This window comes from Actinoallomurus soli, assembly GCF_024055715.1.
In the GTDB taxonomy this organism is placed as follows: Bacteria; Actinomycetota; Actinomycetes; order Streptosporangiales; family Streptosporangiaceae; genus Actinoallomurus; species Actinoallomurus soli.
This window is the reverse complement of the sequence record NZ_JAMXMV010000013.1, coordinates 91213-117887: the sequence shown is the minus strand read 5'-3', so window position 1 is coordinate 117887 and position 26675 is coordinate 91213. Positions and strand designations below refer to the sequence as shown.

Below are 26675 nucleotides of genomic sequence, written 5' to 3'. Positions count from 1 at the left end.
CCCGCGAGCGCCCCGAACCCGGCGCCCCTACCGGGAGTCCGTGATCAGCCTCACGCCCAGGCCCACCAGCACGACACCGGACACCTGCTCCATCCGCCGCCGCACCCGCGGGCCGCGCAACAGCCGCCCGGCGCGTCCCGCCAGCCAGATCACCCCGAGGTACCACGCCACATCGACCAGCGCCCACACCAGCGCCAGCAACGCCAGCATCGGCGGGACCGCGGCCCCATGGGGGACGAACTGCGGCAGGAACGACACCGCGAACACCCCCGCCTTGGGGTTGGCGGCGTTGGTCAGCAGCCCCAGCCGGAACAACCGCCCCCGCGCCGGCGCCGGCGCCGGGCTCTCCTCCCCCGCCACCGGCGCGCCGTCCCGCCGCGCCCGCCACAGCGCCCGCGTCCCCATCCAGATCAGGAACACCGCCCCGGCGACGCGCATCACGTCATAGGCGACCCGTGAGGCCAGCAGCAGCGCCGACAGGCCGAACACCGCCGCCAGCCCCCACAACAGCACCCCGATCTCGTTGCCCAGCATCACCGCGACGCCCGCACGCCGGCCCGAACGCACCGACTCCCGCACGATGACCGCCGTGCTGGGCCCGGGCACCATCGCGACCAGGAACGCCGCGCCGACGAACACGATCAGACTCTGAACCATGGCCTCATGCCCCCGGCCACCGGCCGGCACCGGCAACCGAGTTCCCGCGACACCTCAGCGGACCCGGCGGCCCGCGACACCCGCCAGCGGACCGCCCGGCGGGTTCCCGCTGTCTCCGCCGCTCGGGCGGGGCCGCGGCGTCCCCGGAGTGGACCGGCCCGGTGACGGCGACGGCTGCGACGACGTGAGCGACGGCGACGGCTCCGGGCTGGCCGGCGTGGACGTGGGGGTCTGCGTCGGGATCGGCGGCGCCGGCTGCTCCGGCTCACAGGAGAACAGCAGGAGCACCAGCAGGGCCAGCAGCGCGAGCAGCGCCGCCAGCGACAGCACCGCCGTGGCCAGCCCCTTCGAATCCCCGAACGCCGCCACCGGCCCGGAGACCGGCGGCCCCTCGGTGCTCACCGCCGGGCCGGCCGGACCCGACGCCCAGTGGGCCTGGAACTGCGGGCCCCGGCGGACCCGGCCCGTCCAGCCGCGCTGCGGCAGCACCGGCTCCAGGAACCGCTCCGCGCCCGCGCGCCCCTCCTCGTAGGTCGTCGCCACCCACGGCGCGCCGCCCTCGGCCAGCGCCGCGATCACGGGAGCGGGCTCCCCCGGGGCGGGCTCCGGCAGCACCCGCGGCACCGGGTCCGGCGGCGGCGTCTCACGGGCGATCGCCGCGCGGAACCGGTCCCGGGCGGCGGCGTCACCGGCCGCCGCCGCGGTCAGCAACGCCACCGTCACCGACCGGCCGTTCGGGTCGGCGCCCAGGTAGACGATCCCGGCGACGGACTCGCGCAGACGAGAGTGCAGCCGGAACGGCCCCAGCTCGGCTGGGTCGCCGACCTGCAGCGGTTTGGGCATCGATGCCCCCTCCCCCGGCTTCTCCGTGTCGCGCGCGACACCCTAACAGCTAGGGGATCAGACGACTTTTCGCCTGAATCGCATAGGGTCATCAGCGTTGAAGCATGCCCCTGACCCGAGGGATCAGATGACGATCGCCATAGGTGACATCGAAGAGGCGGCGGCTCTGCTGCGGCAGAGCGTGGCGGAGGTCAAGAAGGTCATCGTCGGCCAGGAGCACATGGTCGAGCGCATGGTCATCGCCCTGCTCGCGCGCGGCCACTGCCTGCTCGAGGGTGTCCCCGGCGTCGCCAAGACCCTCGCCGTCGAGACCCTGGCCACCGTCGTCGGCGGGTCGTTCGCCCGCCTGCAGTTCACGCCCGACCTGGTGCCCTCCGACATCGTGGGGACCCGGATCTACCATCCGTCCACCGAGCAGTTCGATGTGGAGCTCGGCCCGGTGTTCGTCAACTTCGTCCTCGCCGACGAGATCAACCGCGCCCCGGCGAAGGTGCAGTCCGCGCTGCTGGAGGTGATGGCCGAACGCCAGGTCTCACTCGGCGGGCGGACCCATCCCCTGCCGGAGCCGTTCGTGGTGATCGCCACGCAGAACCCCATCGAGTCCGAGGGCGTCTACCCCCTGCCCGAGGCGCAGCGGGACCGGTTCCTGATGAAGGTGAACGTCGCCTACCCCGGCGCCAGCGAGGAGATGCAGATCCTGCAGCGGATGAGCGTGGACCCGCCGGACGCCGAGCGGATCCTCGATCCCGGCAGTCTCATTGCGCTGCAGCGCGCCGCGGACGAGGTCGCCGTCCACGAACTGGTCGCCGACTACATCGTGCGGCTGGTCATGGCCACCCGCGAACCGGAGCAGTACCGCCTGCCCGACCTGGAGGGCGTCATCGAGATCGGCGCCAGCCCCCGCGCCACGCTCGGTCTCGTCGCCTCCGCCCGCGCCCTGGCGCTGCTGCGCGGCCGTGACTACGTCCTGCCCGACGACGTCCGTGCCGTGGCCGTCGACGTGATGTCCCACCGGATCCTGCTGTCCTTCGACGCGGTCGCCGACGGGGTCGACCCGGTCGCGATCGTCGAGCGGATCCTGGCCACGGTCCCGCCGCCGCGGGTGGTGTGGAACCACCAGCACGCCTCATGAGCGGACGGAGCGGACGAACCGGAGGCACGGCGCTCGTGGTCACTCCGCCGGCGGAGGAGGCTCCGTGAGCAGGTCGCCGAAGCTCGGCAGGCTGGCGCCCGAGCGATCCCTCAAGCGACTGGAGCTGCAGGTGACGCGCCGCCTCGACGGGCTGCTGCACGGCGAGCACCTGGGCCTGCTGCCCGGGCCCGGCAGCGACCTGGCCGAGGCCCGGCTGTACCAGCCCGGTGAGGACGACGTCCGCCACATGGACTGGGCCGTCACCGCCCGGACGACGGTCTCCCACGTACGGGACCTGATCGCCGACCATGAACTGGAGACGTGGGCGCTGGTCGACATGTCGCCCAGCATGGACTTCGGCACCGCGCGGATGACCAAACGCGACCTGGCCGTGGCGGCGCTGGCCGCCGTGGGGTTCCTCACCGCCCGTCTGGGTGACCGTCTCGGCGCCTACATCATGCAGGGCGGTCAGGTGCGCCGCTGGCCCGCCCGTACGGGCCGGTCCGCGATGTACGCGCTGCTGCAGGGGCTGCTGGACACCCCGCGCGGGGGCGCCGGGGCCGGGTCCGCCGCCGGTCCCGGGCCGGGCCTGGCCGACGGGATCTCCGGTCTGGCCCGCGGCCAGGTCAGGCGGGGCCTGCGCGTGGTCATCTCCGACTTCCTGGACGGGCAGGCGACCACGGGCGGGGAGTTGCCGTGGCAGCGGCCCCTGCGCCGCCTCGCCGTCCGCAACCAGGTGATCGCCGTGGAGATCGTCGACCCGCGGGAGCTGGATCTGCCCGACGTCGGGCCGGTGCTGATGAGCGACCCGGAGACCGGCGAGACCCGCGAGATCATCCTGTCGGGCCGGGTCCGCGCCGCGTACGCCGCCGCGGCGGCCGCCCAGCGCGCGCGGATCGGTGCGGCGATCCGCGGCAGCGGGGCGTCTCACCTGGTGCTGCGCACCGACCGTGACTGGATCAGCGATGTGGCCCGGTTCGCGCTGCAGCAGCGGCGTGTCGCGGGCCGTCCGCAGCCGCGAGGAGGCCGCTCATGACCTTCCTGTCTCCCGGCCGCCTGTGGCTGCTGGCGCTGGTGCCGTTCCTGGTCGGGGCGTACCTGCTGATGCAGGCCCGCCGCCGGCAGGCCGCGGTGCGCTTCTCCAACCTGGCGCTGCTGGCACAGATCGCGCCGCGCCGCCCCGGGTGGCGCCGGCACCTGGCCGCGACGTTGTTCCTCCTGTCGGTGATCTTGATGACGGTCGGGTTCGCCCGGCCCGCCAAGCCCGTCAAGGTGCCACGGGAACGCGCGACGATCATCGTGGCGATCGACGTCTCCCTGTCGATGAAGGCCACGGATGTCCTGCCGACCCGTCTGGACGCCGCCAAGGCCGCGGCGAGGAAGTTCGTGCAGGACCTGCCGATGCGTTTCAACGTCGGCCTGGTCAGCTTCTCCGGCAACGCCTCGGCCGTCGTCGCCCCGACCTTCGACCGGGAGGCGGTGGGCCACGCCATCGACGGGCTGCAGCTGGGCAAGGGCACCGCGATCGGCGAGGCGGTGTTCACCTCCCTGCAGTCGATCCGGTCGTTCGACGCGCGCGCCACCCAGGACCCGCCGCCCTCGCACATCGTCCTGTTGTCCGACGGCGACAACCAGAGCGGCCGGTCGGTCACCGAGGCCGCCGCCGCGGCCCGCGCCGCGAAGGTGCCCGTGTCGACGATCGCGTTCGGCACCCCGTACGGCACCGTCGACATCGACGGGGAGACCGTTCCGGTGCAGGTCAACAAGACCACGCTGCGCAACCTCGCGCACGACACCGCCGGCAAGGCGTACGAGGCGCAGGCCGGATCGGAGCTGTCGGAGGTCTACCGCCACATCGGCAGCTCGCTGGGGTACCGCATCGAACGCCAGGAGGCCGCCTCGCAGTACATCTTCGCCGCGCTGCTGCTGGCCCTGGCGGCCGGTGGCCTGTCGCTGGTGTGGTTCCAGCGCCTGCCCTGACGGCCGCCGCCCCGGGAAGGGATCAGCCGCGCCGGGCCGCCGGGCGGACGCCGCGTGCGACGTACCCGATGAGGCCCAGCAGGACCAGGACGCCCACGCCGTCCGACAGTCCCTCCCACAGGCTGGCGAACAGGCCGTGCCCGGACAGGAACAGGTAGGTCGCGAACACCGTCAGCGCCGTGCCCGCGGCCGGGACCGCGGCGTAGGACCACGGGTGCGCCTGCGCCCACGCCCGCGCGCGGTCACGGCCCTGGCGCAGCAGCGCGCCGCCGGCGCCGATGAGGAAGAACACCGACAGGCCGAGGGCGATCGGCGCGGCGAGGGTCAGGTGCCAGCCCAGCAGGTGCAGCGCGAAGTCGGCCAGGCCGACCGCCGCCCCGCCGGCGAGCGCGAGCGCCCAGGGCCCGTCGGCGGCCGCCGCCATGGCGATCCAGGTCGTCTCCGAGCGGCGCGGTACATCCGGTTCATGCGTCATATCGTGATGATGCGCCGGGATCGGCGGGAGGGCCATCGGGGATTCCCCCGAGCCGCCCCTGAGGTCACCCCCAGCCGGACGCTGGTACGGTCAGCCGTCGTGGGGGAGCACTACTTCGCGCGACAGCCGCAGGCCGACAGCAGACCGGGCACCGTCGACCTCGTCCTGCCCGACCTTCACCTGCGGCTCGCCACCGACCGGGGGATGTTCTCCCCCGACCGCGTCGACCCGGGCACCCGCGTGCTGCTGGAGACCGTCCCCCCTCCCCCGCCGGAGGGGGACCTCCTCGACCTGGGCTGCGGCTACGGCCCCATCGCCCTCACCATGGCCAGCCGATCGCCGCAGGCGATGATCTGGGGGGTGGACGTCAACGAGCGGGCCTTGATCATCGCGGAGCAGAATGCCCGAGCCGCCGGCCTTGACAATGTAAGGTTCGGTTTGGCCGACCGGATCGATCCCGCGCTGCGGTTCGCCGCGATCTGGTCGAACCCGCCGATCCGCATCGGCAAGCAGGCCCTGCACACGCTCCTGCAGACCTGGCTGGCCCGGCTCGCCCCCGGCGGCCGCGCCCACCTGGTCGTGCAGAAGAACCTCGGCTCGGACTCCCTGCAGCGCTGGCTGCGGGACCAGGGCCATCCCACCGAACGCATCGCCTCCCGCGCCGGGTACCGCGTCCTGGCCGTCGACCCGAAGGACCCATCGTGAGCACCGACGAGCGTCGGCAACTGCGCCCCACCGACGTCAAGCGCCTGAACCGCACCTGGCGCCGGCGCACCGAGGACCGCCTCGCGCTGCTCGTCGAGTCGGTGACCCAGCCGTTCAACATCGGCTCGATCACCCGGTCCGCGGCGGCGTTCGGCGTCGACCACGTGTGGCTGGCCGGCAACGCCACTCCCCCGACCCATCCCAACGCCCGCAAGACCGCGCTCGGCACCGAACGCCTCATCACCTGGGAACCGCCCGTCCCCGTCACCGACGCCGTACGCGCCGCCCGCGAGGACGGCTACCGGATCGTCGCGATCGAGCTGACCGGCGACGCGGCCCCCCTGCACGAGGCCCCGCTGGACGGCGACGTCTGCCTGGCCGTCGGCGGCGAGGACCACGGCTGCTCCCCCGCCCTGCTGGCCGCCGCCGACGCGGTCGCCTACATCCCCCAGATCGGACGGGTCGGCTCCCTCAACGTCGCGGTCGCCACCGCCATCGCCCTCGCCGAGGCCCGCCGCCGCGAGTGGGCCCGCTGACCGGTGCCCGTCACGCAGGCCCCGCCACGGCCGCGGCGGACGCCTCCAGCGCGCTGAGGAACCACCGGGCCGCCGGAACCGGGTCGGGCCCGGCGGCCCTGCCGTCGATCACGGCCAGGAGCTCCACGTACCGCGAGACCCGCGCGTCCGCGCCGACCCGGACCCGTTCGGCCAGCCAGCGGCGGAACTCCGCGTCGTCGTTCCGGCCGTGCGCGCCGGCGAACACGGCGACCAGCTCCTCGACGACGGCCCGCGCCCGCGCGCAGCCCGGTGGGACGCCCTCGGCGAGCGCCGCGCCTGCCAGGTCGAGGACGGCCCGCTCGGCACGGCGCCAGCTCGCCGGGTCGCCGCGGTCCGCGCCGGAGGCCCGGTCGGCGGCGTGCCGTTCGAACGCCGCGCGGACCGCCGTCCGGAAGCCCGGATCGCCGACCAGGTACGCCAGCTCCACCCACGCCTCCAGCCGCGCGGGCTCCGGGTCCTCCGGCGGGTCGGGCACCATCGAGCGCAGGTGCGCGGCGAAGCCCGGCTCCATGTCCAGGCCGCGGGTCGCCTCGCCGATGAGCTCGGTCACCATCAGGTGCCGCCGCCCCGCCGCGAGCACGGCGAGCCGGTGCGCACGGGTGACCGCGGCCGGATCCGCGCCGCGGGCGGCGGCATGGCGCAGCACCGCCTGCCGTACCCGCAGCTCCTGGATCCGTGCCTCCAGCGCGGCCGCCTGCCGGTCCGCGACCTGCGCCAGACTCTGCGCACCGTCCAGCACCCGGGCGGCCGTGGCGAGGTCGACGCCGAGATCACGGAGCGTGCGGACGAGTTCGAGCCGGGTCAGCGCGTCGTCGTCGTAGAGGCGGTACCCGCCGGGCGACCTGGCGGCGGGCGGCACCAGCCCCTCGTCGGAGTAGTACCGGATCGTGGCCACCGGCAGCCCGCTGAGCCGGGCCATCTCGCCGATCGTGCGCAGCCCCTCGTGCATGCCGCCCAGCCTGGCTCATCGATCCGCCGGGCGGTACCCGTCCCCGGCGGGGACGAGCCGCTCCAGGATCAGGCCGGCGACCCGCGCCGGCGCCTCCAGGTGCACGTCGTGGCCGGTCGCGAGGTGCACCACCGACAGCAGCGGTGTGGCGGCCGCGACCGCCGCCAACTCCCGTGCGAACCCCCGCCGGTACGCCGCGAACGCCGTCGCGACCGGCGGCGGCAGCAGCTCCTCCAGGTCCGAGCCCTCCGACTGGACCACCACCAGCGGGCAGCGCGCCGCCCGGTAGGTCGCGAACAGGTCCAGGGCGCCCAGCTCGGCGACCAGGCGGGTCAATGCCGGATCGCCGGCGCGCCGCGCCTCCTCTTCGAGGAAGCCGCGCATCGTCTGCTCCGCCGCCCGCGCGGCGCCGGCGTCCAGGTCGAAGGGGCCGGTGGGGTTGGTGTGCCCGTCCACGTTCACGGCGAGGGGGCACCGCGGCCGCCTCGTGGCCCACAGGGCCGCGACGATCCCGCCGAGGGAGTGCCCGGCCACGGCCGGTTCACCCAGCCCGAGACGGTCGATCACCGCGGCGAGGTCGTCGATCGCGTCCTGCCACGACCACAGCGCCGGGCCGGACGCGCCGTGCCCGCGCAGGTCGGCGGTGACCACCCGCAGCCCGGCCTCGGCGAGCAGCGGGGTCACCCGCCGCCAGTCGCCCATGTCACGGCCGCCGCCGTGCAGCAGGACGACCGTAGCGCCCCTCCCGCCATGGTCGCGGACGGCGATGTCCACGCCCGCGCGGGAGACCACGTGCTTCGTCCCCTCGCTCATCCTGACTCCTCCAAGATCCGGTTCGGCCGACGTGGAAGATCATGGAGTCTCGAGTCCCTTGAGACTCAACCCCGGCGGCCGTTCCGGGCCGTCATGCCGGCGAGGGCGAGGAGCGCGCCCATCCACGCCAGGCGCCGCCGCGAAGCGGACCGCACCGCCCGTTCCAGAGTCCCCCGGCGCCGCCGGCGGTGGCCCGTGTGGCGCGCTCATGGCCGGGGAAGGACCTGGTCGCGCGGATCACGCGGGGGGACGGAGGCCGGCGATGAGCACGACCGGGCGCGAGGCGAACCCGCCCGCCCGGAGCATCCGATTGCCCGGAATCCTCCTGGGGGTGGGCCTGGGCGGCTTCGTCGACGGGATCCTGCTGCACCAGGTCCTGCAGTGGCACCACATGCTGTCCAGCACCGACACCGCCAACATCGGCGTGCGGTACTACGACCCGAACACCGTGCCGGGGCTGCGGATGAACACCCTGTGGGACGGGATCTTCCACGTCGTGTGCTGGCTGTCGGTGCTGACGGGCCTGGCCGTGCTGTACTCGCGCGTGACGCTGAACCGCCGCCGCGTGTGGACCTCCCGTGTCCTGTGGGGCTGGGTCCTCACCGGCTGGGGCCTGTTCAACCTGGTCGAGGGGATCCTCGACCACCACGTCCTCGGCATCCACCACGTCCGCGGAGGCCCGTACCGGCTGTGGTGGGACATCGGCTTCCTGCTGCTGGGCTGGGCGCTGGTCGCCGCCGGTCACCTGATGCGGCGCGGCGCCCGCCCCGTCGACCCGGCCGCACCCGGAACGGTCCCCGCCCGATGAGCGGCCACCTCCACCATGCCGGGGGAACGACTCCCGGCACGCTCCCCGCCCTGGCTCTGGTCCTGGCGGCAGCCGCCGCGTACCTGTGGCTGGTGGCGCGGGCCCGCGACCGCGACCGGGGGCCACAGCGCCTGCGCACCGGGAGCTTCCTCGGCGGATGCGCCCTGCTCGCCGTCGCGCTGCTGCCCCCGGTCGCCGCGCACGGTGACTTCCGCCGCCACATGCTGCAACACATGATCATCGGAATGTACGCGCCGCTCGCCCTCGTGCTCGGCGCTCCCCTGACGGTACTGCTGCGGGCACTGCCCGCCGGCCGCGCGCGGCAGGTGACCCGCCTGCTGCGCGCCCGCCCGGCACGTGTCCTCACCCACCCGGTGATCGCCCTGATGCTGAGCACCGGCAGCCTGGGCGTGCTGTACTTCACGCCGCTGTACGACGCGGCGGCCGCCCGGCCCGCCGGGCACTGGCTCCTGCACGCCCACTTCCTGGCCTCGGGGTACCTGTTCGCCTGGGTGGTGGCCGGCCCCGATCCCGCGCCCGGCCGGCCGGGGGTACCCGCACGGCTGGTGCTGCTCGGCGTGGCCGTGGCGGCGCACGCCACGGTCGCGCAGCTGCTGTACGGCGGTTTCGGCGTCCACGTCCACGCCCCGGCCGGCCGGATTCAGGACGCCGCGGCGATCATGTACTACGGCGGGGACGTCGCCGAGCTCCTCCTGGCCGCCGCACTGGTCGCGACCTGGCGTCCCGAACGCCCGCGCCGGCGGGCGGCCCTGCTCACCGGATCCTCCTAGGCATAGGCCGCCGGCGTTTCGACGGAGCCGCAAGTGTCGCCGGGATACGTTCGGCCGGTGATAGCAATGATCTTCGAGTTCCGGTTCGATCCCGGGGACGAGGCCGCCTACCGGGAGTACCTGAGCGAGGCGGCGCGGCTGCGGGAGCTGCTGCCGGACCTGGACGGTCTCCACGGGATCGAGCGGTTCACCAGCGACACCGATCCGGGGCGGTTCGTCGCGATCGGTTACTTCCGGGACGAGGAGGCCGTCGCCGCCTGGCGTAACACCCCGGCGCACCGGCGCGCGCAGGCGCTGGGCCGGCGCCGGTTCTTCACCGACTACCGGCTGCGGATGGCCGAGGTGATCCGCGACTACGGGCCGGGCGATCGCAACGAGGCGCCCGCCGACAGCCGCCGCGCCCACGACGAGAGGACCACTGATGCATGACCTGACGATCGAGCTCGACGACGAGCCGGGCGCCCTGGCGGCCATGGGCGAGGCCCTCGGCGCCGCCGGCGCCAGCGTGGAGGGCGGCGGCGTGTTCGTCGTCGGCGGGCGGGCGGTCGCGCACTTCCTGTTCGACGACGGCGTGGCGGCGAGCGCGGCGCTGCGGGCGGCCGGCCTGCGCGTGACGGCCTGCCGGGAGGTCCTCGCCCGCCGCCTGGACCAGGACCGGCCGGGGCAGCTCGGGGCGATCAGCCGGGCCCTCGCCGACGCCGGCGTGAACATCGAGGTCCTCTACTCCGACCACGACCACCGGCTGATCCTCGTGGTGGACGATCCGCGAGCCGGCGCCGAGGCGACGGCCGCCTGGGATCGCTGACCGTTCCCGGCCGGGTACGGTGCCCTCCGAAGTGGGTGTGCGTGGCCCTCGGGGAGTATCGGAACGGGGATCAGCGGTAGCGAGGCGATCTTGATTCCGATTCGGTGACGTACCTGTTTTGCCTGGTCAGCTGGCTCTACGGTCCTCGGCAAGCCTGTTGAGTACCTGTCTGCTGAGCAAGAGGCCCGCTACGGCCGGTTCGCCACGGAACCGTCGCCCGGGGAGTTGGAGCAGTTCTTCCGTCTGGACCAGAAGGTCCGGGGTCCGGCGCGGGCGAACTGGCGCGGGGCGACCCCCCGTTCCAGGGCCTGTACTCGGCTCAGCAGGGTCTTCTTGAACAGAGCCACGGCCTTTACATAGTAAGGTACGGGCTTGGATCCGAGGAGCCGAAAGGCCGAGGGCCGGCGGAGCTTCGTTAGTCGTTCACATCTGCGTTCAGATCATTGACGATTTTTTTCTCCGAGCGGACACTGAGTCGTCGTCCCGTTCATTGCTTGAACGTTCGGGAAGCCGTACGTCGACTGGAGTGTCTGCATGCGCATGGCTCGTCTCGCGGTCGCGGCGGCGGTCACCGCCGCTCTGGCCGCGCCGCTCACCGCGGCGACCGGAGCGGCCCAGGCCGCCCCCGACGGAGGGCAAAGACCCTGGCTGAACACCTCACTACCGCTGGAACAACGGGTCGATCTGCTGCTGAGGCAGATGACCGACCAGGAGAAGGCCACCCTGATGACCGCGGTGGGACGGCCCAGCGGCTCGCACGCCACCGGCTACGTCCCCGGCATCGAGCGCCTCGGCATCCCCGGCCTGCAGTTCTCCGACGGCCCCAGCGGCGTCCGTGACGGCCAGCCCGAGACCGCGCTCCCCTCCCCCGTCTCATTGGCCGCCTCGTTCAACCCTCAGACGGCCACGGCGTACGGCACGGTGATGGGCACCGAGGCGAAGTACCGCGGCTACCAGGTCATCTACGGTCCGATGGTCAACATCGTCCGTACGCCGCTCGGCGGCCGTGACTTCGAGACCCTCGGCGAGGACCCGGAACTGGCCGGCGACCTCGCCTCCGCCGAGATCCGGGCCATCCAGGCGCAGGGCGTCGCCGCCCAGGTCAAGCACTACGCGGGCAACAACCAGGAGAACGCCCGCCAGACCTCCAGCTCCGACATCGATGAGCGGACGCTGCACGAGATCTACCTGCCGGCCTTCGAGAAGGCGGTCGCGGACGGCCGGGTCTGGTCCGTGATGTGCGCGTACAACAAGGTCAACGGCGTCTACGCGTGCGAGAACGCCCAGATCCTGCGGGACATCCTGCTCGACACCTGGAAGTTCGACGGAGTCGTCGGGACCGACTACCCGGCCAACCACTCGACGGTCGCCTCCGCGCTCGCCGGCCTGGACCAGGAGTTCAGCGGCACCACCTACTTCCAGCAGCTGCCCGCCGCCGTCGCGGCCGGCCAGGTGCCGCAGGCCGTACTCGACGACGCCGCCCGCCGCATCCTGCGGCTGGAGTTCCGCACCGGCCTGTTCGACCCGCCAAAGCCCGTGACCGCGAACTTCGACGACGACAGCGCCGTCGCCAAGCGCGCCGCCGAGGACGGCAGCGTCCTGCTGAAGAACAGCGGGAACACCCTGCCCCTGGACACGAAGGCCCTGCGCTCACTGGCCGTGATCGGCCCCAACGCCGACACCGCGATCACCGGGGGCGGCGGCAGCTCCGCCGTCACCCCGTACAAGAAGGTAGACCCGATCTCCGGCCTCAAGGCGAGACTCGGCGACTCGGTGAACGTGAACTACGTCAAGGCGGGCACGACCTCCGGCCAGCCCCCGATCCCCGCCTCCGCGCTGACCGGCCTCAAGGGCGAGTACTTCACCAACAAGACCCTCACCGGCACCCCCGCCGTCACCCGCGACGACACCGCCATCGACTTCGACTGGGGAAGCGGCTCCCCCGCCACCGGCATCCCGGCCGACGGCTTCTCCGCGCGCTGGACCGGCACGCTCACCGCACCCGCGACCGGCACGTACACCTTCTCGGCCACCAGCGACGACGGCAGCCGCGTCTACCTGGACGACAAGCTGATCGCCGACAACTGGAGCGACCACGGGGTGCGCACCGTCACGAGCACCCCGGTGCAGCTCACCGCCGGTGAGCGGCACACCCTCCGGGTGGAGTACTACGAGAACAGCGGCAACGCCTCCGTGAGCGTGGGCTGGTCGTCGCCGAACCTGCCCGACCCGCAGATCCAGGCCGCGGTCGCCGCCGCGAAGACCGCCGACGCCGCCGTGATCGTGGTCGGCGACTCCTCCAGCGAGGGCTCGGACCGCACCACCCTGGCGCTGCCCGGCGACACCGACGCCCTGATCGAGGCCGTCGCCGACGCCAACCCCAGGACCGTCGTGGTGCTGCGGGCCGGCGCGCCGGTGCTGATGCCCTGGCTCGGCAAGGTCCCCGCGGTGCTCGACATGTGGTATCCCGGCCAGGAGGACGGCAACGCGCTCGCCGAGCTGCTCACCGGCGACGCCGAGCCCGGCGGCCGGCTTCCCGTCACCTTCCCGAAGACCGACACCCAGACCCCGGTGGCCGCCGCGCCCGGCCGGTACCCGGCGGTCAACGGCGTCTACGACTACAGCGAGAAGCTCGACGTCGGATACCGCTGGTACCAGGACGAGAACGAGACCCCGCTCTTCCCGTTCGGCCACGGCCTGTCCTACACCACCTTCAAGCTCTCCCACCTGCGCGGCGGCCCCGCCAAGGTCACCGCAGGCGCGGGCACCACCGGCAGGATCAAGCTGACCGTCGACGTCACCAACACCGGCCGGCGCACCGGCTCCGACGTCGTCCAGGCCTACCTCGGTCACCCCGAGAGCGCCGGCGAGCCGCCCAAGGAGCTCAAGGCGTTCGCCAAGGTCCGGCTGAATGCCGGCGAGACCAGGAAGGTCACCCTCACCCTGGACTCCGGCGCCCTGCGGACCTGGGACGACAAGGCCCACGACTGGACCGTCCTGGACGGCGAGTACCCCATCCGCGTCGGCGAGTCCTCCGCGGACACTCCGCTGACCACCTCGGTGACGGTCCGCCGTACCCTCGGCACCCAGTACACGTCCGTCACCGCCCCCAAGATCACTCGGCCCGGTGACACGCAGACGGTCACCCAGACCTTCACCAACACCGGCGACTCCAGCGTGCACGGCCTCGCGCTCTCGCTGTCCGCACCCCAGGGCTGGACCGTGCGGCCCGCCACCGCGAACAGGTCCGCGCCGGCCGTCGTTCCCCCCGGCGGCCGGGTCGACACCACCTGGAAGGTCACCGCGCCGGCCGGTGCGGCGGCGGGCCCGGCCACCCTCACCGGGAACGCCTCCTTCGTCCTGGACGGGAGGCGGACCCGCAGCGGCGCCACCACGACCGTCGTGCCGTACGCCGACGTGACGAAGGCCTTCGACAACGTCGGGGTCACCGCCGACGGCGACCCGTCCCCCGGCAACCTCGACCCGAAGGGCTACAGCTTCTCGGCCACACAGCTCGCCGCGGTCGGCTACACCCCGGGCGCGACGGTGACCGCGGACGGCCTCTCCTACACCTGGCCGGACGTCCAGCCCGGGCAGCCGGACGACGTCGCCGCCGCCGGCCAGGTCATCCAGGTCCACGGCACGGGCGGCAGGCTCGGCCTGCTGGGCACGGGCACCGGCTCATCGCACTCGGGAACGGTGACCGTCACCTACACCGACGGCAGCACCGCCGACCTCCCCATCACCTTCCCCGACTGGTACGCCAACGCGGTCGGCGGCAACAGCCGGCTGGCGGTCACCACCGCCGACTGGAACCGCCCGCCCAGTGACACCCTGGGTCACCACAAGGTGAGCCTGTACACCACCGGAGGCGCACTCGCCCCCTCCAAGACCGTCGAGACCGTCACCCTGCCCGACGACAACGGCATCCACGTCTTCGCCATCACCGTCGGCTGAGCCGGGGCCGGCCCACCGGCCGGACGCTCCGCATCATCAGAGCGCCCTCCGCCGGCCGCCCGTACCGGGGCGGCCGGCGGAGGGCGACGCCCGCGTCGGCAGCGGGTCAGCCCTGGGACATGTAGGCGGCGAACTCCTCCAGCGAGATCTCCCCGTCACCGTCGGAGTCCATCCGGCGGACGACCTCGGCCGCCGTCTCGTCGGTGATGTCCTCACCGAGGGCCTTCATGAGCTGCTTGAGCTCCGGCGCGGAGACGCGCCCGTCCTTGTTGACATCGACGATCTCGAACGTCGCCGCGTAGGCGCTGGTGTCCGCCACGATCCCCGGCCTTCCCGGTTGAGAGGATGATGAGGGCTCTCCTGGAGCCACGACGGAGACAACTTAGTGGAAGAGATGCCCGGCTTGTGGTGGATCGGTGGTCCGTGTACGCCGTGCCGGTTGGTTCGGGGTCCGGTGCGTTGGAGAGACTACGGTTGATCAAGCCACCGCCTTTACGCAGTAAGGTCACTACTGTGGAAAGCGGGAGCAGCGCCCGCGGCCCCTAGTACGACAGGTGCACTCGTGTACGCATATCTCGACCATCCCGGCCCGATCCCCTTCGCGCACCGCGGCGGGTCCCCCGACGGCCGCGAGAACTCGATGGCGGCCTTCGATCGCGCCATCGGGCTGGGCTACCGCTACCTGGAGACCGACGTGCGCGCCACCGCGGACGGCGTCCTGGTCGCCTTCCACGACGCGACCCTCGACCGGGTCACCGACCGCACCGGCCCGATCGCCCGGCTCGGCTTCGCCGAGGTCGCCAAGGCGCGGATCGCGGGCCGTGAGCCCATCCCCCGCCTGGAGGAGATCCTCGCCGCCTGGCCCGGCGCGCGCCTGAACATCGACGTCAAGGCCGAGAACGCCATCGGACCGCTCACCGAGGTCCTGCACCGGGCCCGCGCGTGGGACCGGATCTGCGTCACCTCCTTCTCCCACCGCCGCCTCCGGCAGGTACGCGCCCGCATGCGCCTGCTGTCCGGCCGGGACGTGTGCACCGCGCTGAGCCCGCTGGGCGTGGCCACGTTGCGCGCCCGGTCCGTCGGCGGCCCGTTCGGCCGGCTCGTGCGCCTGGCCGAGCTCGGCGTCCCGTGCGCCCAGGTCCCCCGGCGCGTCGGGCGGACCCCGCTGGTCACCGAGGCGTTCCTGCGGACCGCGCACGCGCTCGGCCTGCAGGTGCACGTGTGGACGGTCAACGACCCGGCGGAGATGGCGCGTCTCCTCGACCTCGGCGTCGATGGCATCATCACGGATGAGATCGAGGCCCTGCGCGACGTCATGACCGCCCGCGCGCAGTGGGCCGCCGCGCCGGCCTGAGGCCGGCCGTTCCCCCGGGCGGGCCGAGGAGGACGCGTGGGCCTGGCGCCCGTCGGCACCCCCGCCGAGACCACCCCCCGCGACCGCCGGCGCGAGCAGCGCGGCTGGTACTTCTACGACTGGGCCAACTCCGCGTTCGACACGACCGTCGTGGCGGTGTTCCTCGGCCCCTACCTCAGCGACATCGCCAAGGCCGCGGCCGACGCCGACGGGTTCGTGCACCCGCTGGGCGCCGACATCCGGGCCAAGGCGGTCTACCCCCTCGCCGTCACGCTGTCGGTGGTCCTGCAGGTCCTCGTCCTGCCGCTGGCCGGCGCGCTGGCCGACCACACCGGACGCAAGCGCGCGCTCCTCGGAGTGTTCGCCTACATCGGGGCGTTCGCCACCATGGGCCTGTACTTCGTCGGCGGCGGGCGCTACCTCCTCGGCGCCGCCCTGTTCGTCGTGGGCAACCTCGCGCTCGGCGCCTCCACCGTCGTCTACAACGCCTTCCTGACCGACATCGCCGAACCGGACGAACGCGACGCGGTGTCCTCTCGCGGCTGGGGCCTGGGCTACCTCGGCGGCGGGCTGCTGCTCGTCCTGAACCTCGTGCTGTTCCTGGCGCACGACGCGTTCGGGGTGACCAAGGCGGAGGCGGTCCGGGTCAGCCTCGCCTCGGCCGGTGTCTGGTGGGCGGCGTTCACCCTCATCCCGCTGCGCGCGCTGCGCGACCGGCGGCCCGCGCCCGCGTCCGGCGCCGAACCGCTGCGTACGGCCGTGCGCGCCGGGTTCGGGCGGCTGGCCGGCACCCTGCGGGACATGCGCGGCCGGCCGGTCACCCTGCTGTTCCTGCTGGCGTTCCTGGTCTACAACGACGGCGTGCAGACGGTCATCACGATGTCGGCGACATTCGCGACGGAGGAGCTGAAGCTGGGGCAGACGGACGTGATCGCGGCGGTGCTGCTCGTGCAGTTCGTCGCGTGCGGCGGGGCGCTGGCTCTGGGCAGGCTCGCCCGGCGGTACGGCGCCAAGCGTGTCATCCTGGTCTCCCTGGTCCTGTGGACGGCCGTCGTGCTGGCCGCGTACGGGCTGCGGCGCGGGTCGGCGGCGGAGTTCCTGGCGCTGGCCGCCGCGATCGGCGTGGTCCTGGGCGGCACGCAGGCGCTGTCGCGGTCGCTGTTCTCCCACCTGCTGCCGCGGGACCGGGAGGCGGAGTACTTCGGCTTCTACGTCATCAGCGACAAGGGGACCAGCTGGCTGGGGCCGCTGGTGTTCGCGGCCGCGCTGCAGTGGACCGACAGCTACCGCACCGCCCTGGTCTCCCTGGTGGTGTTCTTCGTGATCGGCCTGGCGTTGCTGGTCACGGTGGACGTTCCCCGGGGCGTGCGCGAGGCCGGCAACGCCCTCCCCCGGCGGCTCTGAGGGCGCGCGGGCCGGTCCCGGCTCACCGAACGGCACCCGCCGCCGGCGCGCGTCGGCGAGGCGTCGCCGGTGTCCTCATGCCCGGTCGCGCCGGCGGCGGCTCGACGGTCCTCACGCACGCTCCCCTCGGGGCGAAGCGGGCTCCGCGGCGTCGCCCTCCGTCCCCGAACGGCCGGCCAGGTGCCGGCCGAGGAAGGACAGCTCGGCGTCGACGGCCTGCTCGTGCGCGTCCAGGAAGGGGGCGTAGTGCCCGCCGGGCAGGCCGATGAGCTCTCCGCGGGGGGCTCGCCGTGCCGCGCGGACGGCGGGGCCGGGCGGAGCGGTCTGATCCTGCTCGCAGACCACGACCAGCAGCGGGCAGCGCACGCGGGGAGCGTGCCGGCCGGGCCGGTAGAGCGTGATGCGGAGCGCCGAGCGGGCGGCGACGACCTGCGGCCAGTCCGGGGACCGGCCGCCCGGGTTGAGCGCCCGGTCTCCGTCCAGGCCGTCCGGGGTGGTGAGCATCGCCATCGTCCCCGGCACGCCGGCGAGCGGCACCGTCAGCGGAGGGCGGTGGAGGAGCCCGCCCACGGCGTCGAGGAGGCCCCGGCCGGTGAACCGCAGCATGGTCAGCGGCCTCTGGTGACGCCCCGCCCTCGGGGTGGCGTTCAGGCCGTCGGCGAGCGGCATCTGCGCGACCGCCGCCGCCACCCGTGGATCGTCCGCCGCGACCCGGATGACGTGACCGCCTGCCAGCGAGAAGCCCCAGTGGGCCACACGACGCGGATCCGCGCCGCCAGCGTCTCCTGACCCGACGCCTCGCGCGCGGCGGCCAGCGCGTTGTCGATGCGCCTCTCGCGGAGCTTGAAGATCACCTGCCGGAGCAGGTCCTCGACGCCGTCGAAGTGGTAGAGCAGCACCTTGTGCGTCGTCCCGGCCGCCCGCGCCGCCCGCCGCAGCGAGAAGTCCACGAGCCCGTTCGCGGCGACGTCCTCGGTGACGCGCTCCAGCAGTTCCCGCCGCCTGGCCTCCCCGCGCGGCGACCCCGCCGACCGCCGGTAGCCCGCCTTCGGTGACACCTCATCAGCCGCCGATCCCATGCCCACAGCTTTCCACCGTCCGTGGCCGCGACCGTACCTCGGCCCGTGGCCGCCCGCAGCGGTCCGTGCGGCCCCGGCATCCGCCGCCGGGCGCCGGGCATGGACGACGGGCGCGGCCCGATCGGCGCGCACGGGCCACGGCGGGTCGCGCCCCGGCCTCGGTCAGGACGAACGGGTCCCGAGGCCCGCCTGCTCCCCTTCCCGGGCACCGGCCCCGGCGGTCTCGCCGGTGCGCTGGTGACGGCCGCGCAGCACGGAGGCGAGGGCGCCGATCAGGGCCAGGGCCAGGGCCACGGTGAAGACCGTGACGAGGCCCTGGTGGAACGGGCCGGTCACCAGCGTCGGGAAGAACCGGGTGCCGGTGAGGGTGTGGACGTCATCGGCGGGCAGGGTGTTCAGGACGCCGCTCGGCGCGAGCAGGTGGCCGATCGGGTTGTTACCGAGGAAGGTGGCGAACAGGCTGCTGACCGGCGGCAGGTTCGCCACCTGGGCCGCGGTGCCGGCCGGCACGCCGTGCGCGCGCAGGCCGCTGTCGAGCGCGCCGGGCAGCGAACCGGCGAGGCCGGTGATCATCAGCGAGAAGGACAGGCCGATCGACAGGGCGGTGCCGGAGTTCTGGAACGTCGAGCGCATGCCGGAGGCGACGCCGCGCTGGTCGGGCGGGACACTGCCCATGATCGCGGAGGTGTTGGGCGCGGCGAACATCCCCTGGCCGAGACCGCTGAGCAACAGCATGGCCGCGAAGGCGGGATAGGGGAAGTCGACCGGCAGGAGGAGCAGGCCGAGGAAGGCCGCCGCCACCACGAGCAGCCCGGTCGTGGAGAACAGGCGCGCGCCGAAACGGTCGGACAGCCAGCCGGAGATCGGCCCGCCCAGCAGGAACCCGATCGTCAGCGGCAGCATGAAGATGCCGGCCCACAGCGGAGTGCGTTCGAAGTCGTAGCCGCGCAGCGGCAGCCACATGCCCTGCAGCCACATGATCAGCGTGAACTGCAGGCCGCCGCGGGCGATCGCGGTGAGCAGCGCCGCCAGGTTGCCCGCGGCGAAGGCGCGGATGCGGAACAGCCCGAGATGGAACATCGGCTCGGCGATGCGGGTCTCGGCGATGCAGAAGGTGACGAGCAGGGCCAGGCCCCCGCCCAGGGCGCCGAGCACGTACGGGTTCGTCCACCCGGTCGAGTGGCCGCCGTAGGGCTGGATGCCGTAGGTGATGCCGATGAGGAGGGCCCCGGCGCCGGCGGTGAACGTCAGGTTCCCCACCCAGTCGATGCGGCCGGGCCGGCGAGAGCCGATCTCGCGCAGGCTGCGGTAGGACCACACGGTGCCCAGCACGCCGATCGGCACGCTCACCCAGAACACCGCCCGCCAGTCGATGGCCGCCAGCAGGCCGCCCGCGAGGAGCCCGATGAACTGGCCCGCGAGCGCGGTGATCTGGTTGATGCCGAGCGCCATGCCGCGCTGCCGGGCGGGGAAGGCGTCGGTGAGGATGGCGGCGGAGTTCGCGGTGAGCATCGAACCGCCGACGGCCTGCACGATCCGGAAGCCGATCAGCCACAGGGCGCCGCCGCCGCCCCTGAACGGATCGAGTGACAGGGCGATCGAGGCGGCGGCGAAGATCGCGAAGCCCGCGTTGTACATCCGGACGCGGCCGAACATGTCGCCCAGCCGGCCCAGCGCGACCACGAGCACGGCGGAGACGAGCAGGTAGCCGAGGATCATCCACAGCAGGTAGCCGATGTTGCCGGGGGCGAGCGGGTCCAGTCCGATGCCCCGGAAGATCGACGGCAGGGAGATGATCACGATCGAGGAGTCGACGGTCGCGATGAGCACGCCCATCGTCGTGTTGGACAGCGCGACCCACTTGTAGCGTCCGGTCTCCTCCTGAGCGTGCCCGCGTTCGTCCACAGAGCCCATACGTCCGTTCACTCCGTCCGTCACAGCCGTTCCGCCAGTCGGTCGAGCAGGGGAAGCGCGGGAAGGAGCGAGCGCCGCTCGGCCGGCGTGAGCTCCGTGTCGATGACGGCGGCCAGGCGCCGTACGGATTCGGAGCGCCGGTCGGCGACCAGCGCGCGGCCCGCCTCGGTGATCGTCATCACCGCCCGGCGGCCGTCGCTCTCGTCCGGGCGCCGGTCGACGAGGCCGCGTCCCTCCAAGGTGGCCAGGGTGGTCGCCATGGCCTGGGGCCGTACGCCCTCGACGGCGGCGAGCGCGCTCGGCGACCTCGGGCCCTCCCGGTCCAGCCTGGCCAGTGTCGACATCTCCGAGAGCGCCAGGCCCGCGGATCCCTTGGCCTGGCGCATCTTGCGCGCGATCCGGCCCACGCTCAGGCGCAGCGCCGCCGCGATCTCGCTCGCATCCGGATCATCCGGGGCTGCGGGCGATACGTCCGTCTCGTCCATAGATACTAACGATAACTTAATAAGGCTGTTTTAACTATCTACGGCGACCCATGCGCCCGCCGGCGGTCCCGCCACCCCAGGGGGCGTGACCGCCGGCGGGACACGCCGGGCCTCGTCAGCGGGACAGCCCGATGGTCCGGCCGCCGAGACTCTTCGGGGCGGTCGCCGGGCTGCCGCCGACCGCCGCGAAGGGCAGGGACGTCGTCGGCGACGCGGCCGGCTCGATGAGTCGGCGACGGCGCCGAAGAGGCCCCGTATTCCCCGAGGTGACCCGACCGGAGGACCTGGATGAGAATCTCCCGACATCGGGCCTGGCTGCCGATCGTGACGGCCGCGCTCGGCACCATCGGAGTCGTCACCACCGTCTCGGCACACGCCGCCGGATGCCAGGTGACCTATACGGTCACCGACCAATGGCAGGGAGGCTTCGGCGCCGGAGTGACCATCAAGAACCTCGGTGACGCGATCAACGGCTGGCGCCTCACCTGGTCGTTCACCGCCGGGCAGACCGTCAGCCAACTCTGGAACGGCACTCTCGGCACTCCCGGCCCCCAGGTGAGCGTCACCAACGCCGGCGACAACGCCTCCGTCCCCAGCGGCGGCACCGCGAGCTTCGGCTTCAACGGCACCTGGAACGGTTCCAATCCCGCTCCCGGCGACTTCGCCCTCAACGGCGTCACCTGCACCGGAAGCGTCTCCGGCAGCCCCACACCGACCCCCACGCCGACACCGACCCCGACGGACACCGACGGCCTCTGGCCGCCCTCGGCGACCTACGGCAACCCGGTCCTGTGGGAGGACTACGCCGACCCCGACGTCTTCCGCATGGGCGACACGTTCTACTAGGCCCTGGTGTCCTAGTTCAGACACCAGCCGCAAAGTAGGCCGCGGGTAGCCGGATGCGTCCCGTTTCCCGGTCCGGGGCGCCGTCGTTGGTCTGATCGAGTGATCGAGTGATCGAGGCCAGGGGGGCGGGCGTGCGGCAAGAGTGGTCGCCAGAGGAGCTGTTGGCGAACTGGACGCTGGTAGACGGCGACTGGGACCTGGTGGCGAACAAGAGCGGGGCGACCCGGCTCGGCTTCAGCCTGTTGCTGAAGTTCTTCGAGTTGGAAGGCCGGTTCCCTGATGTGCTGGAAGAGGTCCCGCCGGTCGCGGTGGAGTACGTCGCCGATCTGGTGAAGGTCCCGGCCACCGACTTCACGAAGTACACGCTGGTCGGCCGGACTGCCGAGTACCACCGCAAGCAGATCCGTGAGGCCCTGGGGTTCCGGCCGTCGACGGTCGCGGACGAGAAGGCGCTGGCCGGGTGGCTGGCCGTGGAGGTCTGTCCGGTCGAGCTGGTGGAGGACCGGCAGCGCGAGGCCCTGCTGGTCGAGTGCCGGGCCCGGAAGATCGAGCCGCCAGGCCGGACCCGGGTCGAGAAGGTACTTGTCGCGGCGCGGGGCAAGTGGGAGAAGACGTTCTGCGCCCGCACGATCGGCCGCCTGGGCGAGGTGGGCACGGCCTGGCTGCCGTCTTTGGTGGCCGAGGACAACGAGGCGGGGACCGCCTTGCCGGCCGCGCTCAAGCGCGACCCCGGCGCGGTGGGCCTGGACTCCCTGCTCACGGAGATCACCAAGCTCAACGACGTGCGCAAGCTCGGGCTGCCCGAGGGGCTGTTCGCGGACTGCGCGGAGAAGCTGGTGGCCGCCTGGCGGGGACGGGCGATCAAGATGTACCCCTCGGACTTCCGCGACACGAGCGAGGGCGTACGGATCACCCTGCTCGCGGCGCTGTGCTCGTCCCGTCAGGCCGAGATCACCGACGCCCTGGTCGACCTGCTGGTCGCCCTGGTCCACAAGATCAACGCCCGTGCCGAGCAGCGGGTGGAGAAGCAGCTCACCGCCGAGTTGAAGAGGGTCCGGGACAAGGAGGGCATCCTCTTCAAGCTGGCGACGGCCGCCGTCGACAAGCCCGACGATGTCGTACGCCGGGCCCTGTTCCCGGTGGTCGGGGAGAAGACGCTCCGTGAGCTGGTGGCCGAGGCGAAGGCGAACGAGAAGGTCTTCAAGGCCAAGGTCCGCACCACCCTGCGCTCCTCCTACAGTTCGTACTACCAGCAGATGCTGCCTCCGCTGCTGAACACGCTGGGCTTCAAGTGCAACAACACCGCCTACCGGCCGGTGATGGACGCGATGAAGCTGCTGAAGAAGTACGCCGACGTCGACGGCAAGACCCGCTTCTACGACGCCGGCGACGAAGTGCCCATGAACGGCGTGGTGCGCAAGGACTGGCGCGAGGCGGTCGTCGACGACAAGGGCAAGGTCGAGCGCATCCCCGAGCCCACCGGGCTGGCGGCCCTCAAGGAGGAGGTCGCACGCCGCTGGGGCGTCCTGGACCTCCTGGACGTACTGAAGAACGCCGACTTCCTGACCGGCTTCACCGAGGAGTTCTCCTCGGTGGCCGCCTACGAGCGCATCGAGCGCGACGGGCTTGCCGTCGAGCTTGCTGCGCACGGTGCCTTCGAGGACGTAGGCGTAGACGAATGCCTGGCCGTGCCGGTGCGGCACGGCGCGTGCGCTGGGCGGGAAGTCGACGACCGCAGAGGTGAACGTCTTGCCCTTCACGTTCGGCAGGGCCTGCTGGAGCAGGGGGGTCAGGGTTTCGGTGGGGTGCTTCGATGCCGCGGTGGCGGTCGGCGTCTTGGTGTGGGTGGGCTGGACCGAGGCGGTACAGCCGGTGGCCCCAGCCAGCGTGGCGACGGCCAGGAGGCCGCCGGCGATCCTCATGGTGACCACGAGGGGTCTCCTGCTCAGTCTTCGGTGATGCGGATGATCGTCTTACCGGGGGTGCGCGGGGCGGGGGCGAATGCGGCGGGTGCTTCGGCGAGTGGCCGCACGGCGCCGACGATCGGCTTGAGCCGTCCGTCCCTCAGCCGCGTAGCGAGGTCGATGAGCCGGGCACGGTCGGGTTCGACCACGAAGAAGACGGCCCGCCCGTCCTTGGGCTGGACCTTGGGCGGCATGACGATGGTGACGAGCGCGCCACCGGCCCGGACCAGGGTGGCCGAGCGGTCGAGGATGTCGCCGCCGATCACGTCGAACACGACGTCGGCCTCGCCGGCGTCCTCCAGCTTCTCGGTCTGCAGGTCCAGGAAGGTGTCGACGCCCAGGGCGAGTGCCCTGTCCCGGTCGGAAGCCAGGCCGGTGCCGATGACACGGGCGCCGGCCTCGCGGGCGAGCTGTACCGCGATCGAGCCGACGCCGCCCGCGGCACCGTGGATCAGGACGGTCTGGCCGGTGGTAAGGCGGCCGTGGTCGAACAGGCCCTGCCAGGCGGTCAGCCCGGAGATCGGCAGTGCGGCGGCCAGGGTGTGGTCGATGTCCGCCGGCAGCGGCGCGAGGTTGCGGGCTTCCACCGCGACGTACTCGGCGAGCGAGCCGTTGCGGGTCCAGTCAGCCAGGCCGAACACCCGCTGGCCGACACTCAGGCCGGTGGTGCCGTACCCCAGCTCTACGACGACACCCGACAACTCGTGCCCGGGCACGCTTGGCGCCCGGTCACGGCCGGCGCGATCGGCCCACGTGCCCGGCCAGTCCAGCTCGCCAGGGGTGAAGCCCGCCGCGTGCACCCGCACGATGACGTCGTTTTCGGCCGCATGGGGGTAGGGCATGTCCTCCAGGGACAGCCCGGCCAGACCGGCGTCACGGTCTCGAACAGTGATGGCTTGCATACAGGTCCTTGCTTGGAGGGGCGACTCGAGCGCGCGGCCCGTTCACACACAGGGCTCATAGCGGCTCGTCATCGGGAAGATGCAGCAGGTGGATGTATGCCGTTCCGCATGATCGATTTCACCTGCTCGCGCATTCCTTCGTCGCCCGTTTTGCGTTCTCATCAGGGAGACGAGGTAGCCCCTCCGAACGTGACAGCTCAGACGCGCACAAGTTTGTCGGGATTGATGACCCTGCGGTACGCGGTGATCAGACCGTCTGTGATCTGGACCGTGTCGACGGAGTAGACCCTGCCTTCGCGGTAGAACACCAGGGCGAGCTCGCCGCCGACCTCGGCGAAGTCGATGCGGTCCGGGTGCCACTGGCGCCCCACACGCACCATGACCTCGGCGACGCGCTCGCCGCCGTGGATGAGCTTGCGTGCCGCGGAGACCTTGCCGCCGCCGTCGGTGGCGTAGACGGCGTCCGGGTGCAGGAGCCTGACCAAGCCGGCCAGGTCCCCGGCCTCGTACGCGGAGCGGAAAACCGCGAGGACGCGTTCGCGTTCCGCCTTCGACGCCTGCGGCATGGACTGCTTCGCCTCGGCCACCCGCCGTCGCGCCCGCGAGGCGAGCTGCCGGGCACCCGGCACGGAGACGTCCAGCACTTCGGCGATCCGGCCGAACTCAAGACCGAAGACATCGTGCAGGACGAAGGCCACCCGCTCCGGCGGGGACAGCTCCTCCATGATCAGCAGCATCGCCGAACTGACGGACTCATCGACGAGTACCGGCTTCGACGCGTCCGGCCCCGTCAGCAGCGGCTCCGGCAGCCATGGCCCGACATAGGTCTCCCGACGGACCCGGGCACTCTTGAGAATGTCGTACGACCGTCGCGCGGCCACCGTCACCAGCCAGGCCCGCAGATCACCGATGCCCTGCAGATCCGCTCCGGCCGCCCGCAGCCACACATCCTGGGTCACATCCTCGGCATCGGCCACACTCCCCAGCAGCCGGTAGGCCACACCGAAAACCGCGGGCCGGTGCATCTCCCATCCGGCTCCGAGCGAGTCCTCCTGCTCAGACCGTCCGGGTCCGTGCCCGTCACCCATACAGATCGCAACATCCTCCAGCTTGCGGATCGGGACTGTACGGTAGTGCGACAGAGCCGTTAACCGGACAGACCCGCGGACGGGACCGGTCAGGTCAGGACGCAGCAGGTCTTCACCTCGCCGTCGAACGTCGGGACCATCGAGGGCTCGCGCTTCTACAAGATCAACGGCGCCTACTACATCCTCGTCACCCATCCGGCCGACGCCGAGTACGTCCTGAAGTCCACCAGCGGCCCGTTCGGGCCGTACACCATGCGTCCGCTGATCAACAAGATCACCAGCCCGGTCTCCGGCAGCGGCAACCCGCACCAGGGCGGCCTCGTGCAGCTGCAGAACGGCCAGTGGTACTCCATGGCGTTCGTGGACTCCTACCCGGGCGGGCGGATCCCCGTCCTGGCCCCGGTGACCTGGACCTCCGACGGCTGGCCCCAGGTGCAGACCGGCAGCAACGGCGGCTGGGGCGACACCTACCCGTACCCGAACGTGCCGCGCCCGGCGCACCAGGTGAAGCAGCCCACCGGAACCGACACCTTCAGCGGGACGGCCCTGGGCCCGGAGTGGGAGTGGAACCACAACCCCGACAACACCAGATGGTCCTCGGGGAACGGGCTCGCCCTGCAGACCGCGACGGTCACGAACGACCTCTACTCCGCGCGGAACACCCTCACGCACCGGATCCTCGGACCCACCTCGACCGCCACCGTCGAACTCGACTACTCACAGATGAAGGACGGCGACCGGGCCGGCCTCGCCCTGCTCCGCGACTCCTCGGGATGGATCGGCGTCCAGCGCGACAACGGCGGCGCGAAGCTCGTCCGGATGGACGGCATCACCATGGACACCAACTGGAACACCACGAGTACCGGGACTCAGGTCGCGTCCACCCCCGTCTCCGGCGGGCACATCTGGCTCCGCGTCAACGCGGACATCCATCCGGGCGCCGGACGGCTGGGGCACTTCTCGTACAGCACCGACGGAACCCACTTCACCTCCTTCGGCCCCGCCTTCACGATGGACGACAGCTGGCAGTTCTTCATGGGCTACCGATACGCGATCTTCAACTACGCCACCCGGTCCCTCGGCGGCACGGTGACGGTACGGCGATTCGACCTGAGCACGCCCTGACCCGCCGCCGGTGTCGAGGCACGTGCCGCCGTTCCTGCGGGT

26 protein-coding genes and 1 pseudogene are annotated in these 26675 nt (G+C 72.4%); 15 read left to right on the top strand and 12 right to left on the bottom strand.

Translation table 11 applies throughout. From position 1 onward, the window contains the following. Positions 1-27: 27 nt before the first annotated feature. Positions 28-657 carry a LysE family translocator gene (locus NDW01_RS28350; protein ID WP_252826175.1) on the bottom strand — a complete coding sequence of 210 codons (630 nt, stop codon included), beginning with the start codon at positions 655-657 and terminating at the stop codon, positions 28-30. 54 nt (positions 658-711) lie between these two features. After that, on the bottom strand, positions 712-1500 hold the full coding sequence (locus tag NDW01_RS28345; RefSeq protein WP_252826173.1) for a hypothetical protein: 789 nt from the start codon (positions 1498-1500) through the stop codon (positions 712-714). Between the two features lie 127 nt (positions 1501-1627). On the opposite strand from NDW01_RS28345, the gene NDW01_RS28340 reads away from it, so the two are divergent. The 3 genes from NDW01_RS28340 to NDW01_RS28330 all read left to right on the top strand — a co-directional run bounded on the left by NDW01_RS28340 (position 1628) and on the right by NDW01_RS28330 (position 4612). After that, positions 1628-2632: an AAA family ATPase gene (locus NDW01_RS28340; protein ID WP_252826171.1), complete on the top strand. Its 1005-nt coding sequence runs from the start codon at positions 1628-1630 to the stop codon at positions 2630-2632. A gap of 64 nt (positions 2633-2696) precedes the next feature. Next, positions 2697-3668 carry a DUF58 domain-containing protein gene (locus NDW01_RS28335; RefSeq protein WP_252826160.1) on the top strand — a complete coding sequence of 324 codons (972 nt, stop codon included), beginning with the start codon at positions 2697-2699 and terminating at the stop codon, positions 3666-3668. Next, positions 3665-4612, top strand: a complete 948-nt coding sequence (locus tag NDW01_RS28330) for a VWA domain-containing protein (RefSeq protein WP_252826158.1) — start codon at positions 3665-3667, stop codon at positions 4610-4612. Before NDW01_RS28335 ends, NDW01_RS28330 begins: the two co-directional genes overlap by 4 nt. 22 nt (positions 4613-4634) lie before the next feature. Here NDW01_RS28330 and NDW01_RS28325 read toward each other — a convergent pair whose 3' ends face one another. Continuing rightward, positions 4635-5087, bottom strand: coding sequence for a hypothetical protein (locus tag NDW01_RS28325; protein ID WP_252826156.1), 453 nt, complete (start codon positions 5085-5087; stop codon positions 4635-4637). A gap of 99 nt (positions 5088-5186) precedes the next feature. Between NDW01_RS28325 and NDW01_RS28320 the strand changes: the two genes are divergently transcribed. Further along, complete coding sequence (locus NDW01_RS28320) at positions 5187-5792, top strand: class I SAM-dependent methyltransferase (protein WP_252826154.1); 606 nt, start codon at positions 5187-5189, stop codon at positions 5790-5792. Beyond that, positions 5789-6328, top strand: a complete 540-nt coding sequence (locus tag NDW01_RS28315; protein ID WP_252826151.1) for a TrmH family RNA methyltransferase — start codon at positions 5789-5791, stop codon at positions 6326-6328. Before NDW01_RS28320 ends, NDW01_RS28315 begins: the two co-directional genes overlap by 4 nt. 10 nt (positions 6329-6338) lie before the next feature. On the opposite strand, the gene NDW01_RS28310 is transcribed toward NDW01_RS28315, so the two are convergent. After that, complete coding sequence (locus NDW01_RS28310) at positions 6339-7298, bottom strand: MerR family transcriptional regulator (protein WP_252826149.1); 960 nt, start codon at positions 7296-7298, stop codon at positions 6339-6341. Positions 7299-7313: 15 nt separating this feature from the next. After that, complete coding sequence (locus NDW01_RS28305; protein WP_252826146.1) at positions 7314-8111, bottom strand: alpha/beta fold hydrolase; 798 nt, start codon at positions 8109-8111, stop codon at positions 7314-7316. 262 nt (positions 8112-8373) lie between these two features. On the opposite strand from NDW01_RS28305, the gene NDW01_RS28300 reads away from it, so the two are divergent. The 5 genes from NDW01_RS28300 (at position 8374) to NDW01_RS28280 (ending at position 14472) form a co-directional block, all read left to right on the top strand. Further along, positions 8374-8919 carry a DUF2243 domain-containing protein gene (locus NDW01_RS28300; protein ID WP_252826144.1) on the top strand — a complete coding sequence of 182 codons (546 nt, stop codon included), beginning with the start codon at positions 8374-8376 and terminating at the stop codon, positions 8917-8919. Then, positions 8916-9710 (top strand): cytochrome c oxidase assembly protein, encoded by a 795-nt coding sequence (locus NDW01_RS28295; RefSeq protein ID WP_252826142.1) that lies wholly within the window; start codon positions 8916-8918, stop codon positions 9708-9710. The genes NDW01_RS28300 and NDW01_RS28295 overlap by 4 nt, the downstream gene beginning before the upstream one ends. A gap of 66 nt (positions 9711-9776) precedes the next feature. Continuing rightward, on the top strand, positions 9777-10139 hold the full coding sequence (locus NDW01_RS28290; RefSeq protein ID WP_252826139.1) for an antibiotic biosynthesis monooxygenase family protein: 363 nt from the start codon (positions 9777-9779) through the stop codon (positions 10137-10139). Continuing rightward, positions 10132-10515 (top strand): ACT domain-containing protein, encoded by a 384-nt coding sequence (locus NDW01_RS28285; RefSeq protein WP_252826137.1) that lies wholly within the window; start codon positions 10132-10134, stop codon positions 10513-10515. Before NDW01_RS28290 ends, NDW01_RS28285 begins: the two co-directional genes overlap by 8 nt. Positions 10516-11049: 534 nt before the next feature. Next, positions 11050-14472, top strand: coding sequence for a glycoside hydrolase family 3 C-terminal domain-containing protein (locus NDW01_RS28280; RefSeq protein ID WP_252826108.1), 3423 nt, complete (start codon positions 11050-11052; stop codon positions 14470-14472). Positions 14473-14578: 106 nt separating this feature from the next. Here NDW01_RS28280 and NDW01_RS28275 read toward each other — a convergent pair whose 3' ends face one another. Then, a complete protein-coding gene (locus NDW01_RS28275) occupies positions 14579-14791 on the bottom strand; it encodes an EF-hand domain-containing protein (RefSeq protein ID WP_252783466.1) in 213 nt (70 codons plus the stop codon). Between the two features lie 243 nt (positions 14792-15034). Between NDW01_RS28275 and NDW01_RS28270 the strand changes: the two genes are divergently transcribed. Further along, positions 15035-15826: a glycerophosphodiester phosphodiesterase gene (locus tag NDW01_RS28270; RefSeq protein ID WP_252826106.1), complete on the top strand. Its 792-nt coding sequence runs from the start codon at positions 15035-15037 to the stop codon at positions 15824-15826. Between the two features lie 36 nt (positions 15827-15862). Beyond that, positions 15863-17230, top strand: coding sequence for an MFS transporter (locus tag NDW01_RS28265; protein WP_252826104.1), 1368 nt, complete (start codon positions 15863-15865; stop codon positions 17228-17230). A 111-nt stretch (positions 17231-17341) separates the two neighbouring features. On the opposite strand, the gene NDW01_RS28260 is transcribed toward NDW01_RS28265, so the two are convergent. The 4 genes from NDW01_RS28260 to NDW01_RS28245 all read right to left on the bottom strand — a co-directional run bounded on the left by NDW01_RS28260 (position 17342) and on the right by NDW01_RS28245 (position 20708). Further along, on the bottom strand, positions 17342-17920 hold the full coding sequence (locus NDW01_RS28260; RefSeq protein ID WP_252826101.1) for an alpha/beta fold hydrolase: 579 nt from the start codon (positions 17918-17920) through the stop codon (positions 17342-17344). Next, complete coding sequence (locus tag NDW01_RS28255) at positions 17878-18309, bottom strand: TetR/AcrR family transcriptional regulator (RefSeq protein ID WP_252826098.1); 432 nt, start codon at positions 18307-18309, stop codon at positions 17878-17880. The genes NDW01_RS28260 and NDW01_RS28255 overlap by 43 nt, the downstream gene beginning before the upstream one ends. A 162-nt stretch (positions 18310-18471) precedes the next feature. Further along, positions 18472-20223 carry an MFS transporter gene (locus tag NDW01_RS28250; protein ID WP_252826086.1) on the bottom strand — a complete coding sequence of 584 codons (1752 nt, stop codon included), beginning with the start codon at positions 20221-20223 and terminating at the stop codon, positions 18472-18474. Between the two features lie 20 nt (positions 20224-20243). Further along, on the bottom strand, positions 20244-20708 hold the full coding sequence (locus NDW01_RS28245; protein WP_252826084.1) for a MarR family winged helix-turn-helix transcriptional regulator: 465 nt from the start codon (positions 20706-20708) through the stop codon (positions 20244-20246). A gap of 288 nt (positions 20709-20996) precedes the next feature. On the opposite strand from NDW01_RS28245, the gene NDW01_RS28240 reads away from it, so the two are divergent. Next, positions 20997-21554 carry a cellulose-binding domain-containing protein gene (locus tag NDW01_RS28240; protein ID WP_252826081.1) on the top strand — a complete coding sequence of 186 codons (558 nt, stop codon included), beginning with the start codon at positions 20997-20999 and terminating at the stop codon, positions 21552-21554. 107 nt (positions 21555-21661) lie between these two features. Next, positions 21662-22132 (top strand): annotated as a pseudogene (locus NDW01_RS28235) (DUF4158 domain-containing protein); the annotation flags it as partial. 1367 nt (positions 22133-23499) lie between these two features. On the opposite strand, the gene NDW01_RS28230 reads toward NDW01_RS28235, so the two are convergent. Then, positions 23500-24360 carry an NADP-dependent oxidoreductase gene (locus NDW01_RS28230; protein ID WP_252827160.1) on the bottom strand — a complete coding sequence of 287 codons (861 nt, stop codon included), beginning with the start codon at positions 24358-24360 and terminating at the stop codon, positions 23500-23502. A 257-nt stretch (positions 24361-24617) separates the two neighbouring features. Next, positions 24618-25703 (bottom strand): RNA polymerase sigma factor SigJ, encoded by a 1086-nt coding sequence (sigJ, locus tag NDW01_RS28225; RefSeq protein ID WP_252826079.1) that lies wholly within the window; start codon positions 25701-25703, stop codon positions 24618-24620. On the opposite strand from sigJ, the gene NDW01_RS28220 reads away from it, so the two are divergent. Next, positions 25647-26633 carry a beta-xylosidase family glycoside hydrolase gene (locus NDW01_RS28220; protein WP_308211814.1) on the top strand — a complete coding sequence of 329 codons (987 nt, stop codon included), beginning with the start codon at positions 25647-25649 and terminating at the stop codon, positions 26631-26633. The two genes, sigJ and NDW01_RS28220, sit on opposite strands and share 57 nt — an antisense overlap. Positions 26634-26675 lie beyond the last annotated feature (42 nt).